Here is a 17,801-nt window from a genome sequence, read left to right as displayed (position 1 = left end):
GTGCTTTTTAGCCATTCATAAAATATATAGCCGCAATAACAACTATAAATTAACTAAATCTAGAAAAGGAGCCTAATGTTGAATCAAGCGAAACGGAGCACACACTCCTAGCCACTCTCACAACATTAAAATAATTTACACTCGTTCGAAGGATTTTATTATGACAACATATCAACGCGAAACAGACACACTCTCTACTCTTTGCCAATCACAAGGCAGCGCGTGGGGTGCTATTAACCCTGAATACGCAAGCCGTATGCGTTTACAAAACCGTTTTCGTACAGGAATTGAAATTGCGCAATACACAGCAGACGTAATGCGTGAAGATATGGCTGCATATGACGCCGACACAAGCCAGTACACACAATCTTTAGGGTGTTGGCATGGTTTTACTGCGCAACAAATGATGATGGCTATTAAGCGCCATCAAAAAACAACTAAACGCAGCTATGTATACTTAAGTGGCTGGATGGTTGCAGCACTTCGCTCTGCATTTGGTCCGCTACCGGATCAAAGCATGCACGAAAAAACATCGGTACCTGCGCTAATTGAAGAAATTTACACATTTTTAAAGCAAGCTGATGCACGTGAACTAGACCACTTGTTTAACGACTTAGATGCAGCAAAAGCGAATGGCGGTGACGTTCAAGCTGTTATTGATAAAATAGACAACTTTGAAACCCATGTTGTGCCAATTATTGCTGATATTGACGCAGGTTTTGGTAACGAAGAAGCAACTTACTTACTAGCTAAAAAAATGATTGAAGCCGGTGCGTGTGCCATTCAAATAGAAAACCAAGTATCTGATGCTAAACAATGTGGCCACCAAGCGGGTAAAGTGACCGTTCCACACGAAGACTTTTTAGCAAAAATTAACGCTGTACGTTACGCCTTTTTAGAACTCGGTATCGATAACGGCATTATTGTGGCACGTACAGATTCATTAGGTGCCAGCCTTACTCAAAAAGTACCTGTGTCGCAAAAACCAGGTGACTTAGCAAGCCAATACAATGCATTTTTAGAAACCACACCAATTAATGGTGTTGATGACTTAAATGAAGGCGACACGGCGATGAAAATTAATGGCCAGTTATGTAAACCAACTCGCCTAGATAACGGTTTATTCCAATTCCGTGAAGGCACTGAAAAAGACCGTGTAGTACTAGATTGTATTACGAGCTTGCAGTCGGGCGCAGATTTACTGTGGATTGAAACAGAAAAACCTCATGTTAAGCAAATTGCAGAACTGGTAAATCGTGTGAAAGAACACGTGCCAAATGCAAAATTGGTATACAACAACTCGCCTTCATTTAACTGGACGCTTAAGTTTCGTGAGCAAGTGTATCAAGAGTGGGAAGAAGCAGGTCGTGACCTTAGTGCTTACCCAAGTATTGGTGATAATAAAGGCCTTATGGCGCCAGAAATGGATGCAACAGAACTTGCGCAAGCAGCCGATTTACTAGTGCAAAACTTCCAGCGCGATGGCGCACGTGAAGCTGGTATTTTTCATCACTTAATTACTCTGCCTACGTACCATACAGCAGCGCTAAGCACTGATATTTTATCAGAAGGTTACTTTGGCGATATGGGTATGCTGGCTTATGTACGTGATGTACAACGCCAAGAAATTCGTCGTGAGCAAGCTTCTGTTAAGCACCAAGACCTAGCAGGGTCTAACATGGGCGATACGCACAAAGAATACTTCTCTGGTGATAACGCGCTAAAAGCCGGTGGTGAAGATAACACCATGAACCAGTTTTAATTCCTAACTAGATAGTGTTACTCAAGGGCCAATAGGCCCTTTTTTATTGCTTTAATTTTTAGATCAGACTTTAACTAACTAAATCATATTGGATCACTATTTAACTACCTGAGTGAATCTACAGATCAGAGTTTAACTAACGTTTCATAAAACAACCTTTTTTAGGTGATTTTGCTGTAATTAGCGTTTACGGCAACTAAAAAAAGCGGATAAGTGACTGATTTTTACTTTAATAGGCAAACGAAGATAATTTATAAACCGATTTTTTACTAACTTCTCGTTGCTATAAAACAAAATTTTACTAACTGAGAGGTTATAAACAGTGACTCAAACCGATTTTTTACCAACTCAAGTTACAAAAAATGCTATAAACCGAAATTTTACTAACTGAAGTTTTAGCTAAGTCCGATATTTAACTGTCATAGAAGTGTAAAGGGGGTTTACAGTTTGAATACTACGGCGGTAAATACAAAAGCCACTTAACTACAGTGGCTTTTATTTGAGCTATAAATTTATTACCCAGAGTTTATTTAGAGTGTTTATCAAACCACCATTGAATATAAGCTACTTTAGTCATTAAGTTTGATGGGCGAGCTGTAATGCCATGCGATGCATTAGGAATTCGCACCATTGCGGTATCAACACCTTGTAACTTTAATGCCTGATAAAACTGCTCAGTTTCTGAAATTGGTGTACGGTAGTCAGATTCCCCAGTGAGCAACATAGTAGGGGTTTTAACGTTTCCAACATAGCTAATAGGCGAGCGTTTCATATAATGTTCAATATGATCCCACGGTTTACCCGGAAACCAGTAATCAGCAAAAAACGGATAAAAATCTGCAGTTAGTACAAAGCTGATCCAATTAATAACCGGTTTAGCAACTACAGCGGCAGCAAAGCGATCGGTGTGACCTACAATCCATGCTGTTAGTACGCCGCCGCCAGAGCCACCGGTTACGAACAATTTAGACTCATCAATAAACCCCTTCGCTATTAGTGCATCAACGCCCGTCATTAAGTCGTCAAAGTCGTTACTTGGGTAATTATGATGAATGGTTTGTGCAAACTCTTTTCCGTATGAATCGCTGCCACGTGGATTCATGTATAGAACGATATTTCCCTTTGCTGCAAACAGTTGAATTTCGGCGCTAAAATGCGGCCCATAATTAGCGACAGGGCCGCCGTGTATTTCTAGTATTAACGGATACTTTTTGCTGCTGTCAAAACCTGGCGGATAGGCAATCCATCCTTGAACAGGGAGTTCATCGTAGCTTGATTTAATCCAAACTTCTTCCACTTTAGCCAAAGCTTTATCACCTAGAGCATCAGCATTAAGGGTAGTTAAACGCTGCGCTTTACCGCGTTTAATTGTTGCTATATCAGCAGGGCGCTGAGTATCGGCAAGGGTAAAGGCTACTTCGCCATCTTCGCTTACATCAAAGTCGCCACCAGAATAAGGGCGACCAAATGCAACGCTGCCAATTTGGGTTGTTATTATTTTACGCTTGCCACTGCGTGGTTGATACGCAAGGGCAGTTTGACCTTTATCAGCGAAACTAAAGTACACACCTTTTGAATTTGAACTCCATTTTATTTGCCCTACGCTGCGGTCAAAATTCGGCGTTAAGCTAACTGTATCCCCAGATTTTAAATCACGAATATAAAGCTGAGTATTTTCGTAATTAGTGCGTTTATCATCGTAACCTGTGTACGCTAAGTAACGACCATCGGGAGAGATTTTAGGCTGCTCGTCAGGACCATTTCTATCGGTAATTTCTGTTATATTTTGCGAAGCTAAATCGAGTTTATAAATTTCACTGTTTGTGGGTTTTAGTTGGTTGTTTGTGTGCCTGTTTGCAGAAAAATAAAGCGACTTACCATCGTTGCTAAAACTTACATCGCCCGCGTTATCAAACTCATCATGAGTGAGTTGTTTGGCATTACCACCGTTAGCATCTATGGAAAATAATTGGCTAAAGCCCTTTTGTGTGTAACCGCCACCATCTGAACGGTAGTAAACATCATCAATAAATTTAGCAGGCTCTGCCCACGTTGCACCTTTTGGTTTACCTGGTAAGCTCACTGGTGCTGAATTAGCGCTTGGAACAAACATGCTAAATATTAATTGGTTGGAATCAGGGCTCCATGTAATCGCACGAGGACTACTTGTTAAGTTACTTATTTTTGCCATAGCACCTGTTTTAAGCCATTTAATATACATTTGGCTGCTGCCATCGCGGGTCGATATAAACGCAAGGCGTTGGCCATCAGGAGAGAGTACTGGCGAGTAATCCATGTGCACGCCAGAGGTTAATGGCTGCATTTGTTTGGTTTTGTAATCAACAGACCAAATATTCCCCACTTTACGATCTGTTTTTATATCCATGCGATTACGCACAAAATAAACCGTTTTACCGTCTTCGGTTATATCTATTTGATTGGCATATTCTAAATTAAATACATCTTGCAGTTGTAGTGTATTTTTTTCAGCGTAGGCTAAATTGCTACAGCCTAAAACGAGGCTAAGTGTTAAAAACTTTTTCATTTTTATCCCTGTTGTTACTTTTTTAATTTTCTAAGTAGTTATATGTTAGGGATTATTAAATTAACAGTAGGATGCGATGAAGCTCTTATTTAACTCTATGAGTTAAAGCTGTAAAGGGGGTTTACAGCTTCTATTTGAGGTTGTGTAAAAGTTTACTTAGCTTAGTTACACAGGGCTTTTATATCTTTTATAAGTGCTATGCCATCAGCGTTGTCGCCATGTACACATAAGCTATGGGCGTTGAGCGTTAGTTTTTTTCCAGTTCGTGTTGTCACGCTGCCATCGGATAAAAGCTGAGTTACCTGCTCTAGTAATGCAGCTTTGTTGTGAACACTGCCCTCAAGTGTTCGTGACACTAAATGCCCACCGTCGGTGTACTGCCTGTCGGCAAATGCTTCGAGTATTAGATCAACTCCTGAGCTTTTAGCTATTCGAATGTGCTTATTGGCATTTTTAGTCGCTAAAACCATTAGTTTTAAATCTGTTGGATAGCTGGCAATTGCATTTATAACGGTTTGTAATATTTGCTCATTAGCCATCATGTCGTTATAAAGTGCGCCATGCGGTTTTATATAGCTAAGTGTTAAACCTTGCACTTTTGCCATGCCTTCAATAGCGGCTATTTGATAATGCAGGCAATTAGTAAGCTCTTTTTCACTAAGTACCATTGAGCGCCTACCAAAACCTTGCTTATCTGGGTAGCTTGGGTGAGCACCAATTTGTACGTTATTTTGCTTGGCAAGTATAAGAGTGTTTGCCATTACGTCGGCATCACCTGCATGGAACCCACACGCAATATTAGCCATATCAATATGTGGCATAACGTCATCGTCTAGCCCCATTTTCCATGCGCCAAAGCTTTCGCCTAAATCACAATTGAGCTTCATATTAGTGCGCCTTTTGCGGTTTTATTGTGACAGGTAATACGCCGTTAGCAGTTGCCTCGCCTAGTAACACTTTTGCAAGTGCGGTAAAAGCAGGACCAGATACAATATCGTTTTTATCTATATCAATATTATATGCGTAGGATGCAAGTACAGCATTTGCATAATTGCCAAATTTAGCAATGTCGTAAGGGGCTCTTAGGCTTATAAAAACAGTGCTTTTGTTTTTCTCTTTTGCCATATTTAATAATGACTCAAATGCTTTTGGTTGCTCTGCATTATTAAGTGCAAAATTAGGGTCGTCTTTTAAATCATCCATACCGCCAATTTCTACCGCACTTTGATTAGGTGTTGCATTGCCGGCTATAACTACATCAGCAGCGTGTATTTGTGCTTTTGCGAGTGCAGGGTCGAACCCTTGTAAGCTACTACAGCTATAAGTGAATTTTTGCTGGCTGATAGCTTCAATCGCTTGCTGCATTGCCATACATTTACGCGTATCGGGCATGATAATATGAACATTACTTCCTGCTTTTAAATTAAGCGGCAAAGTACTGTTATTATTTTTAACCTGCGTTATTGCCTCTACAGCAAGCTGCGCTTCTATTTCACGATGTGTTGCACTGCCAATTATTTGCTTAGCATTTATGAGCGCGGTAATAGGGTCAAAATTAGTGCTTAATCTAAATTTATTTTTAAGCGTAATTATACGCTGTGCAGATTGTGCTATTTCTTGCTCATCAAGTTGTTTTGATTTAACCGCTGCAACAAGCTCTTTAATAAGGTCATCGAGCTTATTTAAGTCATCGGGTGTTCTAATTTCAACGGGCATTAGGGCAATGTCAGCCCCAGCCGCAAACGTATTAATTACCGCTTGAGTTGGTGTAAAAAAGTTACTAATGCCAGCCATATCAAGCGCATCTGTTACTACAACACCTTGGTAATTAAGCTCACCACGTAAAATATCAGTAATGATTGCGCGCGACATTGTGGCCGGCTTTATCATGGTTTTGCCATCAATACTTACAAACGTTGTGCTATCGAGCGCTGGGTACTGAATGTGCGCCGTCATTATCATGCCTGGGTTCTGCTTGGCGATAATGTGTTTAAACGGTGATAGATCCTGCTCGTAAATAATCTCTTTTGAATGGTTTACTTGAGGCAGCCCGGTGTGGCTATCTACATTTGTATCGCCATGCCCAGGAAAGTGCTTTAACGAGGTAATAACGCCGTTGTTCTCAAATCCTGCTACCTGTGCAGCACCTAATTTACTCACTAATGCTGGGTTTTCACCAAATGAGCGTACGTTGATAACGGGGTTGTCGGGATTCATATTTACATCAACCGTGGGCGCGTAGTTTACATTGATACCCAGTGAATTTAGCTCTTTAGCGATAACAGTTGCTGTTTTTGTCGCAAAGCTCGTACCGTGCTTTTTGTAGGTTGCGCCAATCGACATATTACCGGTAAATGATGTAGCAACATCGCGTGGTAAACGCGCTACACGTCCGCCTTCTTGATCTATTGATATAAATAGCGGCAGCTTACTACTGGACTTACTCGCCGCTGTTTGCAATTGGCTATTAAGCGTAATGGTTTGTTCTATCGATTGGGTATTTTCAGAAAATAAAATAACTCCACCAATATCGTATTTAGCAATAGCGGTACTAAGCTCATTAGGTAACTCGGTCATTGGTATTCGGCATTTAGTGCTCGCACCATGCTGACAAAAATAACGAAAGTCGAGTATTAGCTTTTGGCCAAGTTGTTGTTCAAGAGAAAGCACGGGTTTAGCAAACGAGGATTGTAATGGCATTAAGCACCCAGATATAAAAACAATAGACGATACAATACACTTATTTAGCAAAACATACTCCAAAGCTAAAAAGTAGATAAGTGTACGCAGCTTAACTACTTTTTAAAGCAACTGCAAAGCAGTACTCTAAGTGTTTTTACAAGCTTAATAGATGCTTAAGGTGTGTATTTATTATCTTATTTATACATATATGATCTTAAGTCAATCAAACCTGAACTATTATAAATTACGGGTACATTATTTTAGTAATTTTTATAGGCGCACAGTACGAGTTTTTGGAATGACTTGTTTTATAGTAATTAATTTCTATTGCTCACATTAAGTATAGAGCACAGGTATAGGAGGCATCTACCGAGCTAGCTAGATCATAGATCTCGCTTCGCGATTTAATCACGCCCTAATTCTTTTATAGTTAAACTCTAAAGGTTCGTAAACATACAGCCTAAACGCCTCATCATTAATATATACAGTTTTTATAAATAGAGTTTCAATCGAGTTTATGAAGTTTGTTACATAAATCGTGTTGAATCAAACATAAAGAAATATGTAAACGAATGTAAAGCCCAATTAACTTGCTAAACACATAATGATAGTAACTAATTTAGTGCGGTTAGTGATTTAAAATATATTCAACATTAAGTAAAAATTCTTATAAATCAATAAACAAAAAAGTAGAAAAAAGATATATTTACTTTTTTAAAATATTTTTACAGTCTATTTACTCACTACCATTTTCTCTGCGGTAGCTACATTAGTCACAAACTATCGAGAAACCAAATACACACTACATTTACATTTTAATGACAGATGTTATCTTTCTAGGCGACTTTATTTATTTTAATTTAAATTCACTTTAATTTTTAAATCAATCATCAAAAATAATAATTACATGCGCTAAAAAAAGCGCAAGGAGTATTCAGTGAAGACCCAAGTAGCATTAGCTGTTTCAGCAGCTTTATTAACTGTATCTTTAAGCTCTGTAGCCGGTGGAAGTAGTGTTCAACAAAAAATAGCACTTACAAAATCTGCAGTAGAGAAAACGAAGCTACCATCAACTTCACCTACCCGTATTACTAAAGCAGCAAAGAAAATTGTTGTTGAGCCTAATTTAGCACCTGGCGAATATACTTATATTGTACGCCTTGCAGATCTTCCGTTAGCTACTTACGATGGTAGTGTGGTTGGTTTTGCTGCAACAAATCCTAAAATAGCGAAGAAAGAGCTTTTTTCATCACTTGCTAATAGTAAAATGAGCTCACAAGAAGTACGTAATCAGCTACGTTTAGATACTAAATCAACTGATGCTATTCAGTATGCTAACTACCTTGAAGATAAACAACAAAATTTCCTTTCAACTGCTCGCCTTTCATTGGGTAAACAAGCAAACGTTGTATATAAATATAAAAATGCATTCAACGGTGTTGCTATGCGCTTAACTCAAGAGCAAGCTGTAAAGTTAGCTGCTTTAGATGGCGTTGATTATATTGAACGCGAACGTATGGAAACAATGGATACAGATACGGGTCCTATTCATATTGGTGCAACTCAAGTATGGCAAGGCGAAGGTAATTCAGCCACTAATATGGGTGAAGGCGTTATCATTGGTGTAATCGATAGTGGTGTAAACACAGACCATGATTCGTTTGCAGACATTGGTGGCGATGGATACGATCACACTAACCCTTGGGGTGCAGGTAATTACGTAGGTGATTGTGCAGCTGATTTTGTTGAGCTATGTAACGATAAACTAATTGGCGTTCGCTCGTATGCAAGTGTTACTGATAACTATGACGATGTAGAAGTTTTTGGCACTACACCGCCAGCTAAAAATGGTGAAGATTATGGCGGCCATGGTTCCCACACTGCAAGTACTGCAGGTGGTAATATTTTAAAAAATGTTCCTTTAGTGACTGGAGATTCTGGAAAGCTTGAAAGTGATGGTATCGTAAACGAAGCGTTTTCGTTTGAGCAAATTTCAGGTGTAGCACCCCATGCAAATATTGTTGCTTATCAAATTTGTAGCCCCGGTAATACAGGTGATAAGTACACAGGTTGTCCTAGTGCAGCTATTGTTGCAGCTTTGGATGATGCAGTTGCTGATGGAGTAGATGTTTTAAACTATTCAATTAGTGGTGGTGGTAACCCTTGGGCGAGTTCTACTGAGCTTGGTTTTTTAGCCGCACAAGAAGCCGGTATATTCTCTGCCGTATCTGCTGGTAACGATGGCCCAGAAGCATACACAACGTCAAAAAATGCGCCTTGGTATACTGTTGTAGGTGCTTCTACGCATGGTAGAACATTAGATAGCTTTGTTACATTTAACGACGAAGCTTTTGCATTTTCAAATGGCACAGGCCCTGTATTTTCTGAAGTTGTAACTGCTTTACCTATTACGGCAATGTCAGTTGATGCAAGCAATTTTGAAGGCTGTAATGCATTTGCTGCTGATTCGTTTAAAGATGCGGTTGCTGTAATTAGTCGTGGTGCATGTTCATTCTCAAATAAAGTAACAAATGCTGCTGATGCGGGTGCAACTGCTGTTATTGTTTATAACAACACGGATGGCGATGTACGCCTTACTATGTCAGGATTAGAAGCGACAACTATTCCATCTGTTGCTATCTCTGAGAATTCTGGTAAAGATTTACTAGCTGAATTAGCTTCAACTTCAGATACTACAATTTCTATTGACCCTGCAATTACTTTAGTTGTTGGTCAAGCTGACGACATGGCTGACTTCTCATCTCGCGGTCCTAACAGCACTACTGCAGATATTATGACACCTTCTGTAACTGCACCAGGTGTATCAATTTACGCAGCTTATAATGACCAAGATTTTGGTAATGACGTAACAGCAACCTCTCCAGCTGATTTCGCCTTTTTGCAAGGTACATCAATGTCAGCACCTCATACATCTGGTGCCGGTGCGGTATTAAAGTCTGCACATCCTACATGGACACCAGATAATATTCGTTCAGCACTAATGATGACGGCAACGACTGATGTACGTAAAGAAGATGGCATAACACCAGCAGATGTATTTGATATGGGCTCAGGTAGTATTCGCGTTAATTTAGCGACTAATACAGGTCTGATCATGGACGAAACGTTTGGTAACTACATGAAGGCAAACCCTGCAACGGGTGGTGTCCCTTTATCGCTAAATATTCCATCAATGACAAATACACAATGTATTGATACATGTACTTGGACTCGTACATTTACTGCAACAAAAGATGCAAACTGGACTGCGGCTTCAATATCAACATCTGACAGCATGTCGCTAACTGTTTCACCTACAAGTTTTGATATTAAAGCGGGCGAAACACAAACGATCACAGTTACAGCGGATGTGAGTACATCTGAAGCAGATAAATGGAACTTTGGTAGTCTTTTACTAACGTCAGCTGGCTTACCTGATGCGCATTTACCTATTTCAGTTCAAGTCTCTGAAAGTAACCTACCTGAATCGTTGTCAGTAATTGCATCTCGTTCAAGTGGTACTTATACCTTCACAGATTTAACGTCGAAGAGCTTAACTGATATTAGTGTTGGTGTGTTTGATAAAAGCTCTAACTTGGTTGAACCACAAACAGTAGAAGTTGAAGATGAAGATTTTAACTTTATAGTAGTAACGTTTGATGAGGTTGTACCAAATGTTGTGTTTAGTACTTCATCAGTAACAGCTCCGGATGTAGATTTACGCGTTTTAGATGGTGAGTTTAATACTATTGGTCGCAGTGCGGGTCCAAACTCAAATGAGTCAGTTACTTTCCTTAACTTACCTGCTGATACTTATTACATTGTGGCAGACAGTTTTACTGCCTCAGCACCAGGTGCAACAGATGAAGTTGTGATTAGTGCAGTATCAATCTTAACAAATGACGAATCTAAAAGTGAGATTGTAAGTGCAACCGTTGACGAAAGTAATGGTTCATTTGACCTAACAGTTGCATGGTCAGAAAATGTGAATAGTAGCTCATTACTATCATTAAAATCAGGTACTGACTCTACAGAGGTACAAATTCCTTTAACAGTATCATTCACAGACGATGAAGTAACTGAAACTGTGTCACCTGAAATTGCAGCTTCGAGCCAAGAATTGGTGCCTGGTGATGCATATGCAGTTAGCTTTGATATTGAGCCAAACTTTACCAATGCAGATAAGGTCTATACATTAAAAGCAATGGTTACAGAAGGGCAAGAAATAGCTAACGCTGATAACGATGGTGTTATTACTGACAACATAGCTGAGTGGACTATTACTCGCGTAGCGGGAGATTCAACGAAAACAATGTCAGTAGGCTTTGATTTAATTCCTAGACAATCAGGAACTGATAAAGAGCTAGTATTAACTAATGCGATTGACGGTAGTACAGTTGAATCGACTTATAGCTTTGGTGTTATTCAAGTTGCTCCTATAGCTTCTGTACCAGATGTATCAAGTGCACGAGAAGGTACGACTGTAACTATGGATGCTTCTAGCTCTAGCGATGCTAATAATGATGAATTAACTTACTCTTGGAAACAGTTATCAGGAAGCATTGTTAGCTTAACGGCTACTGGTTCATCAATCAGCTTTGAAGCACCAAAAGTGTCTACTGATGAAGTAATTTCTTTCCAATTAGAAGTTAGTGATGGAAACGGAAACTCAGACATTACAGTAGCAACCGCAAATATCACAAAAAACAAAGGTGATAGTGGTTCATTTGGTTGGTTAATGGCATTGTTTACACCATTATTGTTTGTACGACGCAGAAAGAATAATTCGTAGGATTAAAAGCTTACTATTAATAAAAAGCTATTAAGCTGAAGTGACCCCCAATAGTTGGACATACCCACTATTGGGGGTCTTTTTATTTCCTAGCCTTACCGGGCATTCAGATTAAAGCACACTCAGTTTTCCAGAGCATAACTCTGGTTCACCCGCTTAATGGGCTTAATAGTTTTACTTATAAAAGATGATGCTGAAGCGGTGTAGTCTCTGCATTATACTAGGTACCTACTTCAATTTATCCTCAATAATTGACTTTTCAATTAAGAAATCGTGCACTATGAAGTACTCAACTCAGCCGCATTGTTATTAGTAACAAATACACTAAAGCATGCAATAAGTAAGAGAAAGCAACACGTTTATTAAATTAAACAAACCAACTTAATTAAAAACACTTAAACGGGTATAATACTTAACTTCGTATAATACGCGCTGAATTTTAGTGCTTTGGGATGCTGCTTTGCTATATAAATTACTACCCGCTTTAAACTTAAGATTGCTTATATTGCTACTCGCATTATCTGCAGCATTGAGCACATTGGTAGGGAGTTTTTATTCTACCTATCAGGTTCAAAAAGAGCAGTTAACATCATATACACTAAAAAGTAATTTAGCCTATGCTCAAAAACTAGCCTCCACAACCGATAACTTTTTAAAATCTGCGCTTCAACAGCTTGAATACTCGGCTAAAATTATTGAGCAATCACCAAATAACTCCAAATTATTAAACGATGAAGCCATTCGCTTAAATCAGCAAACTGATAGTTTTAACTCTGTTGTGATAAATGTACACGGCGTTATTGCAGCTACATCACCTCGTTTAGAAAGTATAATAGGTCAACAAATACAATCCCCTGGTGCAATAGAAGCCCTAAAAGAAAAACGTCCATTAATTAGTGAGCCTTATTTGTCAGCAGCTAATAATTTAATTGTTTTTATATCGCACCCTTTGTTTGATTTTGAAGGTAAGTATTTAGGTTATATTGGTGGCTCTCTTTATTTAAAAGAGAAAAACATTTTAAATGAGCTTTTAGAACAACATTACTACAAAGGTGGCTCATATCTTTATGTTGTTAGCTCAAATAAGCGCATTTTATATCACCCAGAACCTGCCAGAATCGGCAACGTTATTGCTAACAACTCTGTGATTGACGCTGTTGTAAGTGGCGAAATGGGCACTTCAACAGTTATTAATAGCTTAAGCAAGCCAATGCTCGCAGGCTATGCACCTGTTACTTTATCTAATTGGGGAATAGTGGCACAGAGACCTTTAAAATCAACACTCTCCTCCCTTGATACATTAACCATTGAAGTGGTTAAGCAAACAATACCGATGGCATTAGTCACGTTTATTTTTATTGGCTTATTTGCACATTTCATAGCGAGGCCACTAAAACGCTTAGCCGATAACGCAAATACACTCGATGATCCTTCAAGCTTAGAAAAACTTAAAAATGTGAAGTCGTGGTATTTTGAAAGTCAGAAACTGAAGTTAGCTATGTTAAGAGAAGTTGCATTATTACAAGCCCAAATAGGTGTGCTGCGCCATGACTCACAAACAGACCCTTTAACAGATACGCATAACAGAAGAAGCTTAAACGGCCTACTTAACCAACTAACACTAAAGCAAACCCCATTCGCTATATTAGAAATTGATATCGATTTTTTTAAACGCGTTAACGATACTTTTGGACATGACAAAGGTGACGAAACTTTAGTTTCGCTAACAAATATAATTAAAAAACTATCAAGAAGAGACGATATAGTATCGAGAATCGGCGGTGAAGAGTTTGTCCTTGTACTACCTAATGAAAATAGCCAAAGCGCCTTTAAAATTGCTGAGCGCTTACGTAAAACAGTAGAATCGACGGAGATGGACACTATAGGTAACATCACTATTTCTATAGGCATTGCGACCTGGCCCGTGCATAGTACTGATATTGCCCAAGTATATAAATGTGCCGATAAAGCGCTTTACCATGCTAAAGAGCATGGTCGTAACCAATGTGTAGTGGCTGATATTAGCTAAGCGCAGCTTAACTTTGCATTGAACTCAAATTGATAAATACTTTACAGAGAGTGCATCAGTTTATTAAGCCAGCCATCTGCTGCTGATGGTTTGTAAATCACTACTATGCCTTCGCTATAGTGACTGTTAACCCCCTTTACAGTTATTTTTGTAAGTGCTAAATCATCAATCACAAAGTCTGGTAAATACGCAAGTGCTAAACCACTTTGTACTACCTCAATGAGAGCACTGTAGTCGCTACACCTGAAGACAATATTACGTTCAGCCATTTCATCTTGCCAACCATCAGAACCAATACCTTGCTCTAAACCGCACAGGGGTGAAAACAGCGGACAAGCAAAAGCTGATTGCGCAAACTCGCTTTTACTAAGAGCTAATAACTTTTTTTGTACTAAATTATGAGTGCGTACCGCTGCTACACTAAACCCTGTATTAAATACGTCAACTGCCACTAAGTTAGTATGCTGGCTGTTATTTAATGCCTCGCGAGTAACCAGCGCAATATGCGCAGCTCCCGACGCCACTTGGCTTATGGCTTCGCCCTCAAACACATTATTTATTCGTACCGAGCAGGGCAGGTGGCTAAGTGGTGTAAGCAGCCTCTTTAAACCACTTTTAAGTAAAATAGCAGGGCCTGCAATTACTGCATTAAATTTATGATTATCGCTTTTAAAGCGGCTAGTGAGCTGTTGGTAGTTATGAACTAAATCGCTACTGTGCTTAACAAACTCTTTGCCTTTATCATTAAGTACTAAGGTTTTACCCACACGATTGAATAGTTTAGTGGCTAAGCTTGCCTCAACTTTTTTTAGGGTTTTAGAAAGCGCACCAGCGGTAACATTAAAATGCTTAGCGGTTGTGTGCAGGTTTTGCGAACCCGCCACGTGAATTACTTTTTCAATGTCATCTAAATGCATAGCGCCAAACCGTATTGATTAAAAGGAAACAACTAACAACTTATTATCGATTATTTATACATAAAAATCAGCTTATAGTAGCGCTATATTAATTTGGAGCATAAACATGAAACACATACTGTTATTTTTTATTTTGTTTTCAACAACAGTTTTAGCAAACACTCCCCTACACAATTCACAAAATACGCATAAGAGCCACAGCTATGTAGGGTTTCATGGCATGGCGCTTATATTAGCAAACGATAAAGTGCTTGCCAGTCACATGCCTTTATACACTACTCCCCACGACTACCAAATAGTGTATGAAGTAACTACAAGTGATACCCACTTAAAAATAATCAAAGATGCTTTAAGAAAAGCAGCAAACGAGCAAAGCCAGATCTCTATTTTACCAAGTAATTTTGACCTAAACTTATTAATAAATAAGAAGACACCCACTTTAAATACCACTGTGTTTAATGGTCATTTTGAACGCGGAGGTACGGCCATTTTTTCGACAAAGCTAACTTTTAAAAACCCGTTATATGTAAAAAAACTCGCTATAACACAACCCGTAAAAGCAGAGTTTGATTTAATAAAGGTATCAGCAGGGCAGGGGGTGGTAATTCATAAAATACAAAGTAAACCAAGCTATGACTCGTTAAGCTTAGTGCCGCTTACTAGGGGGAAGTATAACGGGGAATTAGAGTGCGACAGCGCAATAAATACAACGCTTGCAAGTAAGCTAACGGCATGCTTTAAAAACGCCCCCAGCTATTTAGAAACCCAAGATTTTGCGATTAATTAATTTATAAATAACGGCGATTTAAGCCTTAAAAGTGCTGTTTATATAAAGTGTTAATGGGCATTGAGTATGTAGAGGTGTACCTGAATATACTCACCATTAAGTAATTTGACTTGAGTAAATATGTGGCAGGTAAACGCTGCATACCCATGCAGCGTTTACTGCCATTTGTTTAGCCCTAATTAAAACTGATAGCTTACCCTTGCTGAAAAGTTACGCCCAGGTTGGGTGTATTGGCTAAAATCAGCACTTTGCGATTGACCTGCAATCAACTCAAAAGGTACATATTCTTTATCGAGCAAGTTAAGTACACCTACATTTAGCTGCCACGCTTGCCATTCGTAGTTTGCGTATAAATCAACAACGCCGTAACCATGCCCTTGCGTAGTTTTATCATCGTTTGCATCAAGTACTACATCCGATTGCGATTTAGCTAAACGCAACGCAGCGGTCCAGTTAATATTACCCAGCTCTGTACTTAACAATATTGAGCCATTTAACGGGCTAATGCTGGTAAGTGGCTGATCAGTTTCTTTGTTTTCACCATCAACGTAGGCTACGTTTGCCTCAAGTAGTATATTTTCAGCGACATACATGGCAATTCCGGCTTCTACACCGCTTATTTGTGTTTCGCTAATATTTTGATATTGATACAAAGTTTTGTTTACGCCAGGAATGTACGTTGGCTCAACACCCACTACGGCGGTTTCAATAAAATCATCGAATGCTGCATAAAAAGCACTTAAGTTTACGCTAATATCGCTGCTGGCGTATCTTAGTCCAAGCTCAAACGAGTCACTGCTTTCTGGGTCTAAATCGGCGTTTGGTAATATTTGATAAAACGGCTCAACGCCGTGGCTTTGATAGGCTTGGTCGTGTGGTGGTATTTTAAAGCCTCGTACGTATTGCCCGTACAACGATAAGTTATCATCCACTTGGTATATAACACCTAGCTTAGGCGAGAAAGCAGATTCGGTAATATCATCAAGCTGCGCATCAGCGTAAAGCTCATCACTTTTAGCTTCTAGGATGTAGTAATCATATCGCACGCCTGCAATAACCGACCAGGCACTGTTTTTAAACGAAATACTGTCTTGTACATAAGCGCCAATTAAAGAGGTGTCAGCCCCCGGGAATGCTTTTTGTTTTTGGTCTGTAAAATCAACCGTGCCATCAGCTAAAACACGTGTTTTTAAACGTGGGCGAGTGGTGTCGTATAAGTCGATATCAACTCCGTATACCACTTCGTGATCGGTGGTTTCTCCTTTAAGCTCTTTATTAAATATCGCTTTTAAACCTAAAATATTTTGCTCAAAGCGATAGTCGTTATAATCGGTGTAGGTGCTTGCGCCACTAATTTGATCGCTTTGCTGCTCGTAACTACTATAAGACACTTGCCCATACCACTTATCGAACGCGGCTGTTGCTACCTCTGAATGGTAATCTAGCGCCAGTGACCAACTCGTGTCGTCTTCTTCGGTTTCTTGAATGGCGGGAGTTATTTCTTGCTCAATTGTTTGATTAAAGTAATCAAGGGTGTATTTAAGTGTGCGTTTTTCATCAAGCTGTTGCTCAAATTTAACTAATAAAGCGTCCGACTTTGCATCATAACCGGGTAAGTTTTCGTCGTAATTTTGAACTTCTTCGCTGTCGCGGTGGCTATAAACGGCGCTTACTGCAAAGTCGCCTAAGTCTTTTGCACCGGTAATATCAGCAGCAATTTGGTTACTTTGACCTTGATACCCCAGTGCCATTTTTACATAGCTGCTGTTATCTTTTAAATAATCGCTTGGATCTTTAGTGGTTATAACCACAATGCCACCGAGTGCGTCAGAGCCATATAAAGACGATGCAGCACCTTTGGCTACTTCTACTTGTTTTACGCCTGCTACATCAAAGTAATTGCGGCCAACTAAATAGCCCCCTCCGCCTGCATAGCCATCGTTGGTGCGTCGGCCATCTTTTATAAATACAACACGGTTACCACCAACACCACGTACAGTAAGTGTTTGCGCGCCTGCACCACTGCCTGTGGTTGCAATGCTTGAATCGTATTTAAACATGGTTTGTAAATCTACAGCTAGCTGACGCTCTATGTCTTGCTCGGTAATAACAGTTACTGAGCCTGTTACATCTTTAAGCTTTTGTTCAAAGCGCGAGCCACTCACAACAATATGATCGTCAATTATGTTTTCGGCAAATGCAGTGCCCGATCCGAGTAATAAGGTTGCTAAAGCAGTAAATCTAAACGCAGAGGGATTCATTTCAACTCCAAATGATAATAGTTATT

Annotated in this window: 9 protein-coding genes; 4 read left to right on the top strand and 5 right to left on the bottom strand. The window is 39.4% G+C overall.

The window, feature by feature from the left end; all coding sequences use genetic code 11:
* Nucleotides 1-160: 160 nt before the first annotated feature.
* On the top strand, nucleotides 161-1,762 hold the full coding sequence (locus I6E80_RS07685) for an isocitrate lyase (protein WP_197185248.1): 1,602 nt from the start codon (nucleotides 161-163) through the stop codon (nucleotides 1,760-1,762).
* Between the two features lie 526 nt (nucleotides 1,763-2,288).
* Here the strand turns inward: I6E80_RS07685 and I6E80_RS07680 are convergent.
* From I6E80_RS07680 to I6E80_RS07670, 3 genes are all read right to left on the bottom strand, one after another.
* Nucleotides 2,289-4,307 (bottom strand): S9 family peptidase, encoded by a 2,019-nt coding sequence (locus I6E80_RS07680; protein WP_197185247.1) that lies wholly within the window; start codon nucleotides 4,305-4,307, stop codon nucleotides 2,289-2,291.
* Between the two features lie 161 nt (nucleotides 4,308-4,468).
* Complete coding sequence (locus I6E80_RS07675; protein WP_197185246.1) at nucleotides 4,469-5,194, bottom strand: 5-oxoprolinase subunit PxpA; 726 nt, start codon at nucleotides 5,192-5,194, stop codon at nucleotides 4,469-4,471.
* 1 nt (nucleotide 5,195) lies between these two features.
* Nucleotides 5,196-7,007, bottom strand: a complete 1,812-nt coding sequence (locus tag I6E80_RS07670; protein WP_197185245.1) for a glycoside hydrolase family 3 protein — start codon at nucleotides 7,005-7,007, stop codon at nucleotides 5,196-5,198.
* Nucleotides 7,008-7,926: 919 nt separating this feature from the next.
* Between I6E80_RS07670 and I6E80_RS07665 the strand changes: the two genes are divergently transcribed.
* Complete coding sequence (locus I6E80_RS07665) at nucleotides 7,927-11,781, top strand: S8 family serine peptidase (RefSeq protein WP_197185244.1); 3,855 nt, start codon at nucleotides 7,927-7,929, stop codon at nucleotides 11,779-11,781.
* 505 nt (nucleotides 11,782-12,286) lie between these two features.
* Nucleotides 12,287-13,810, top strand: a complete 1,524-nt coding sequence (locus I6E80_RS07660; RefSeq protein ID WP_024600368.1) for a sensor domain-containing diguanylate cyclase — start codon at nucleotides 12,287-12,289, stop codon at nucleotides 13,808-13,810.
* A gap of 41 nt (nucleotides 13,811-13,851) precedes the next feature.
* On the opposite strand, the gene I6E80_RS07655 is transcribed toward I6E80_RS07660, so the two are convergent.
* Nucleotides 13,852-14,727 (bottom strand): LysR family transcriptional regulator, encoded by an 876-nt coding sequence (locus I6E80_RS07655; protein WP_197185243.1) that lies wholly within the window; start codon nucleotides 14,725-14,727, stop codon nucleotides 13,852-13,854.
* A gap of 106 nt (nucleotides 14,728-14,833) precedes the next feature.
* On the opposite strand from I6E80_RS07655, the gene I6E80_RS07650 reads away from it, so the two are divergent.
* Nucleotides 14,834-15,514, top strand: a complete 681-nt coding sequence (locus I6E80_RS07650) for a hypothetical protein (protein WP_197185242.1) — start codon at nucleotides 14,834-14,836, stop codon at nucleotides 15,512-15,514.
* A 179-nt stretch (nucleotides 15,515-15,693) separates the two neighbouring features.
* Here the strand turns inward: I6E80_RS07650 and I6E80_RS07645 are convergent, their stop codons facing one another.
* Nucleotides 15,694-17,775: a TonB-dependent hemoglobin/transferrin/lactoferrin family receptor gene (locus I6E80_RS07645; protein WP_197185241.1), complete on the bottom strand. Its 2,082-nt coding sequence runs from the start codon at nucleotides 17,773-17,775 to the stop codon at nucleotides 15,694-15,696.
* Between the last annotated feature and the right edge of the window lie 26 nt (nucleotides 17,776-17,801).

Origin of the sequence: Pseudoalteromonas sp. NSLLW218 (assembly GCF_015864775.1) — a bacterium.
In the GTDB taxonomy this organism is placed as follows: Bacteria; Pseudomonadota; Gammaproteobacteria; order Enterobacterales; family Alteromonadaceae; genus Pseudoalteromonas.
This window is presented reverse-complemented; position numbering and strand designations above follow the sequence as displayed.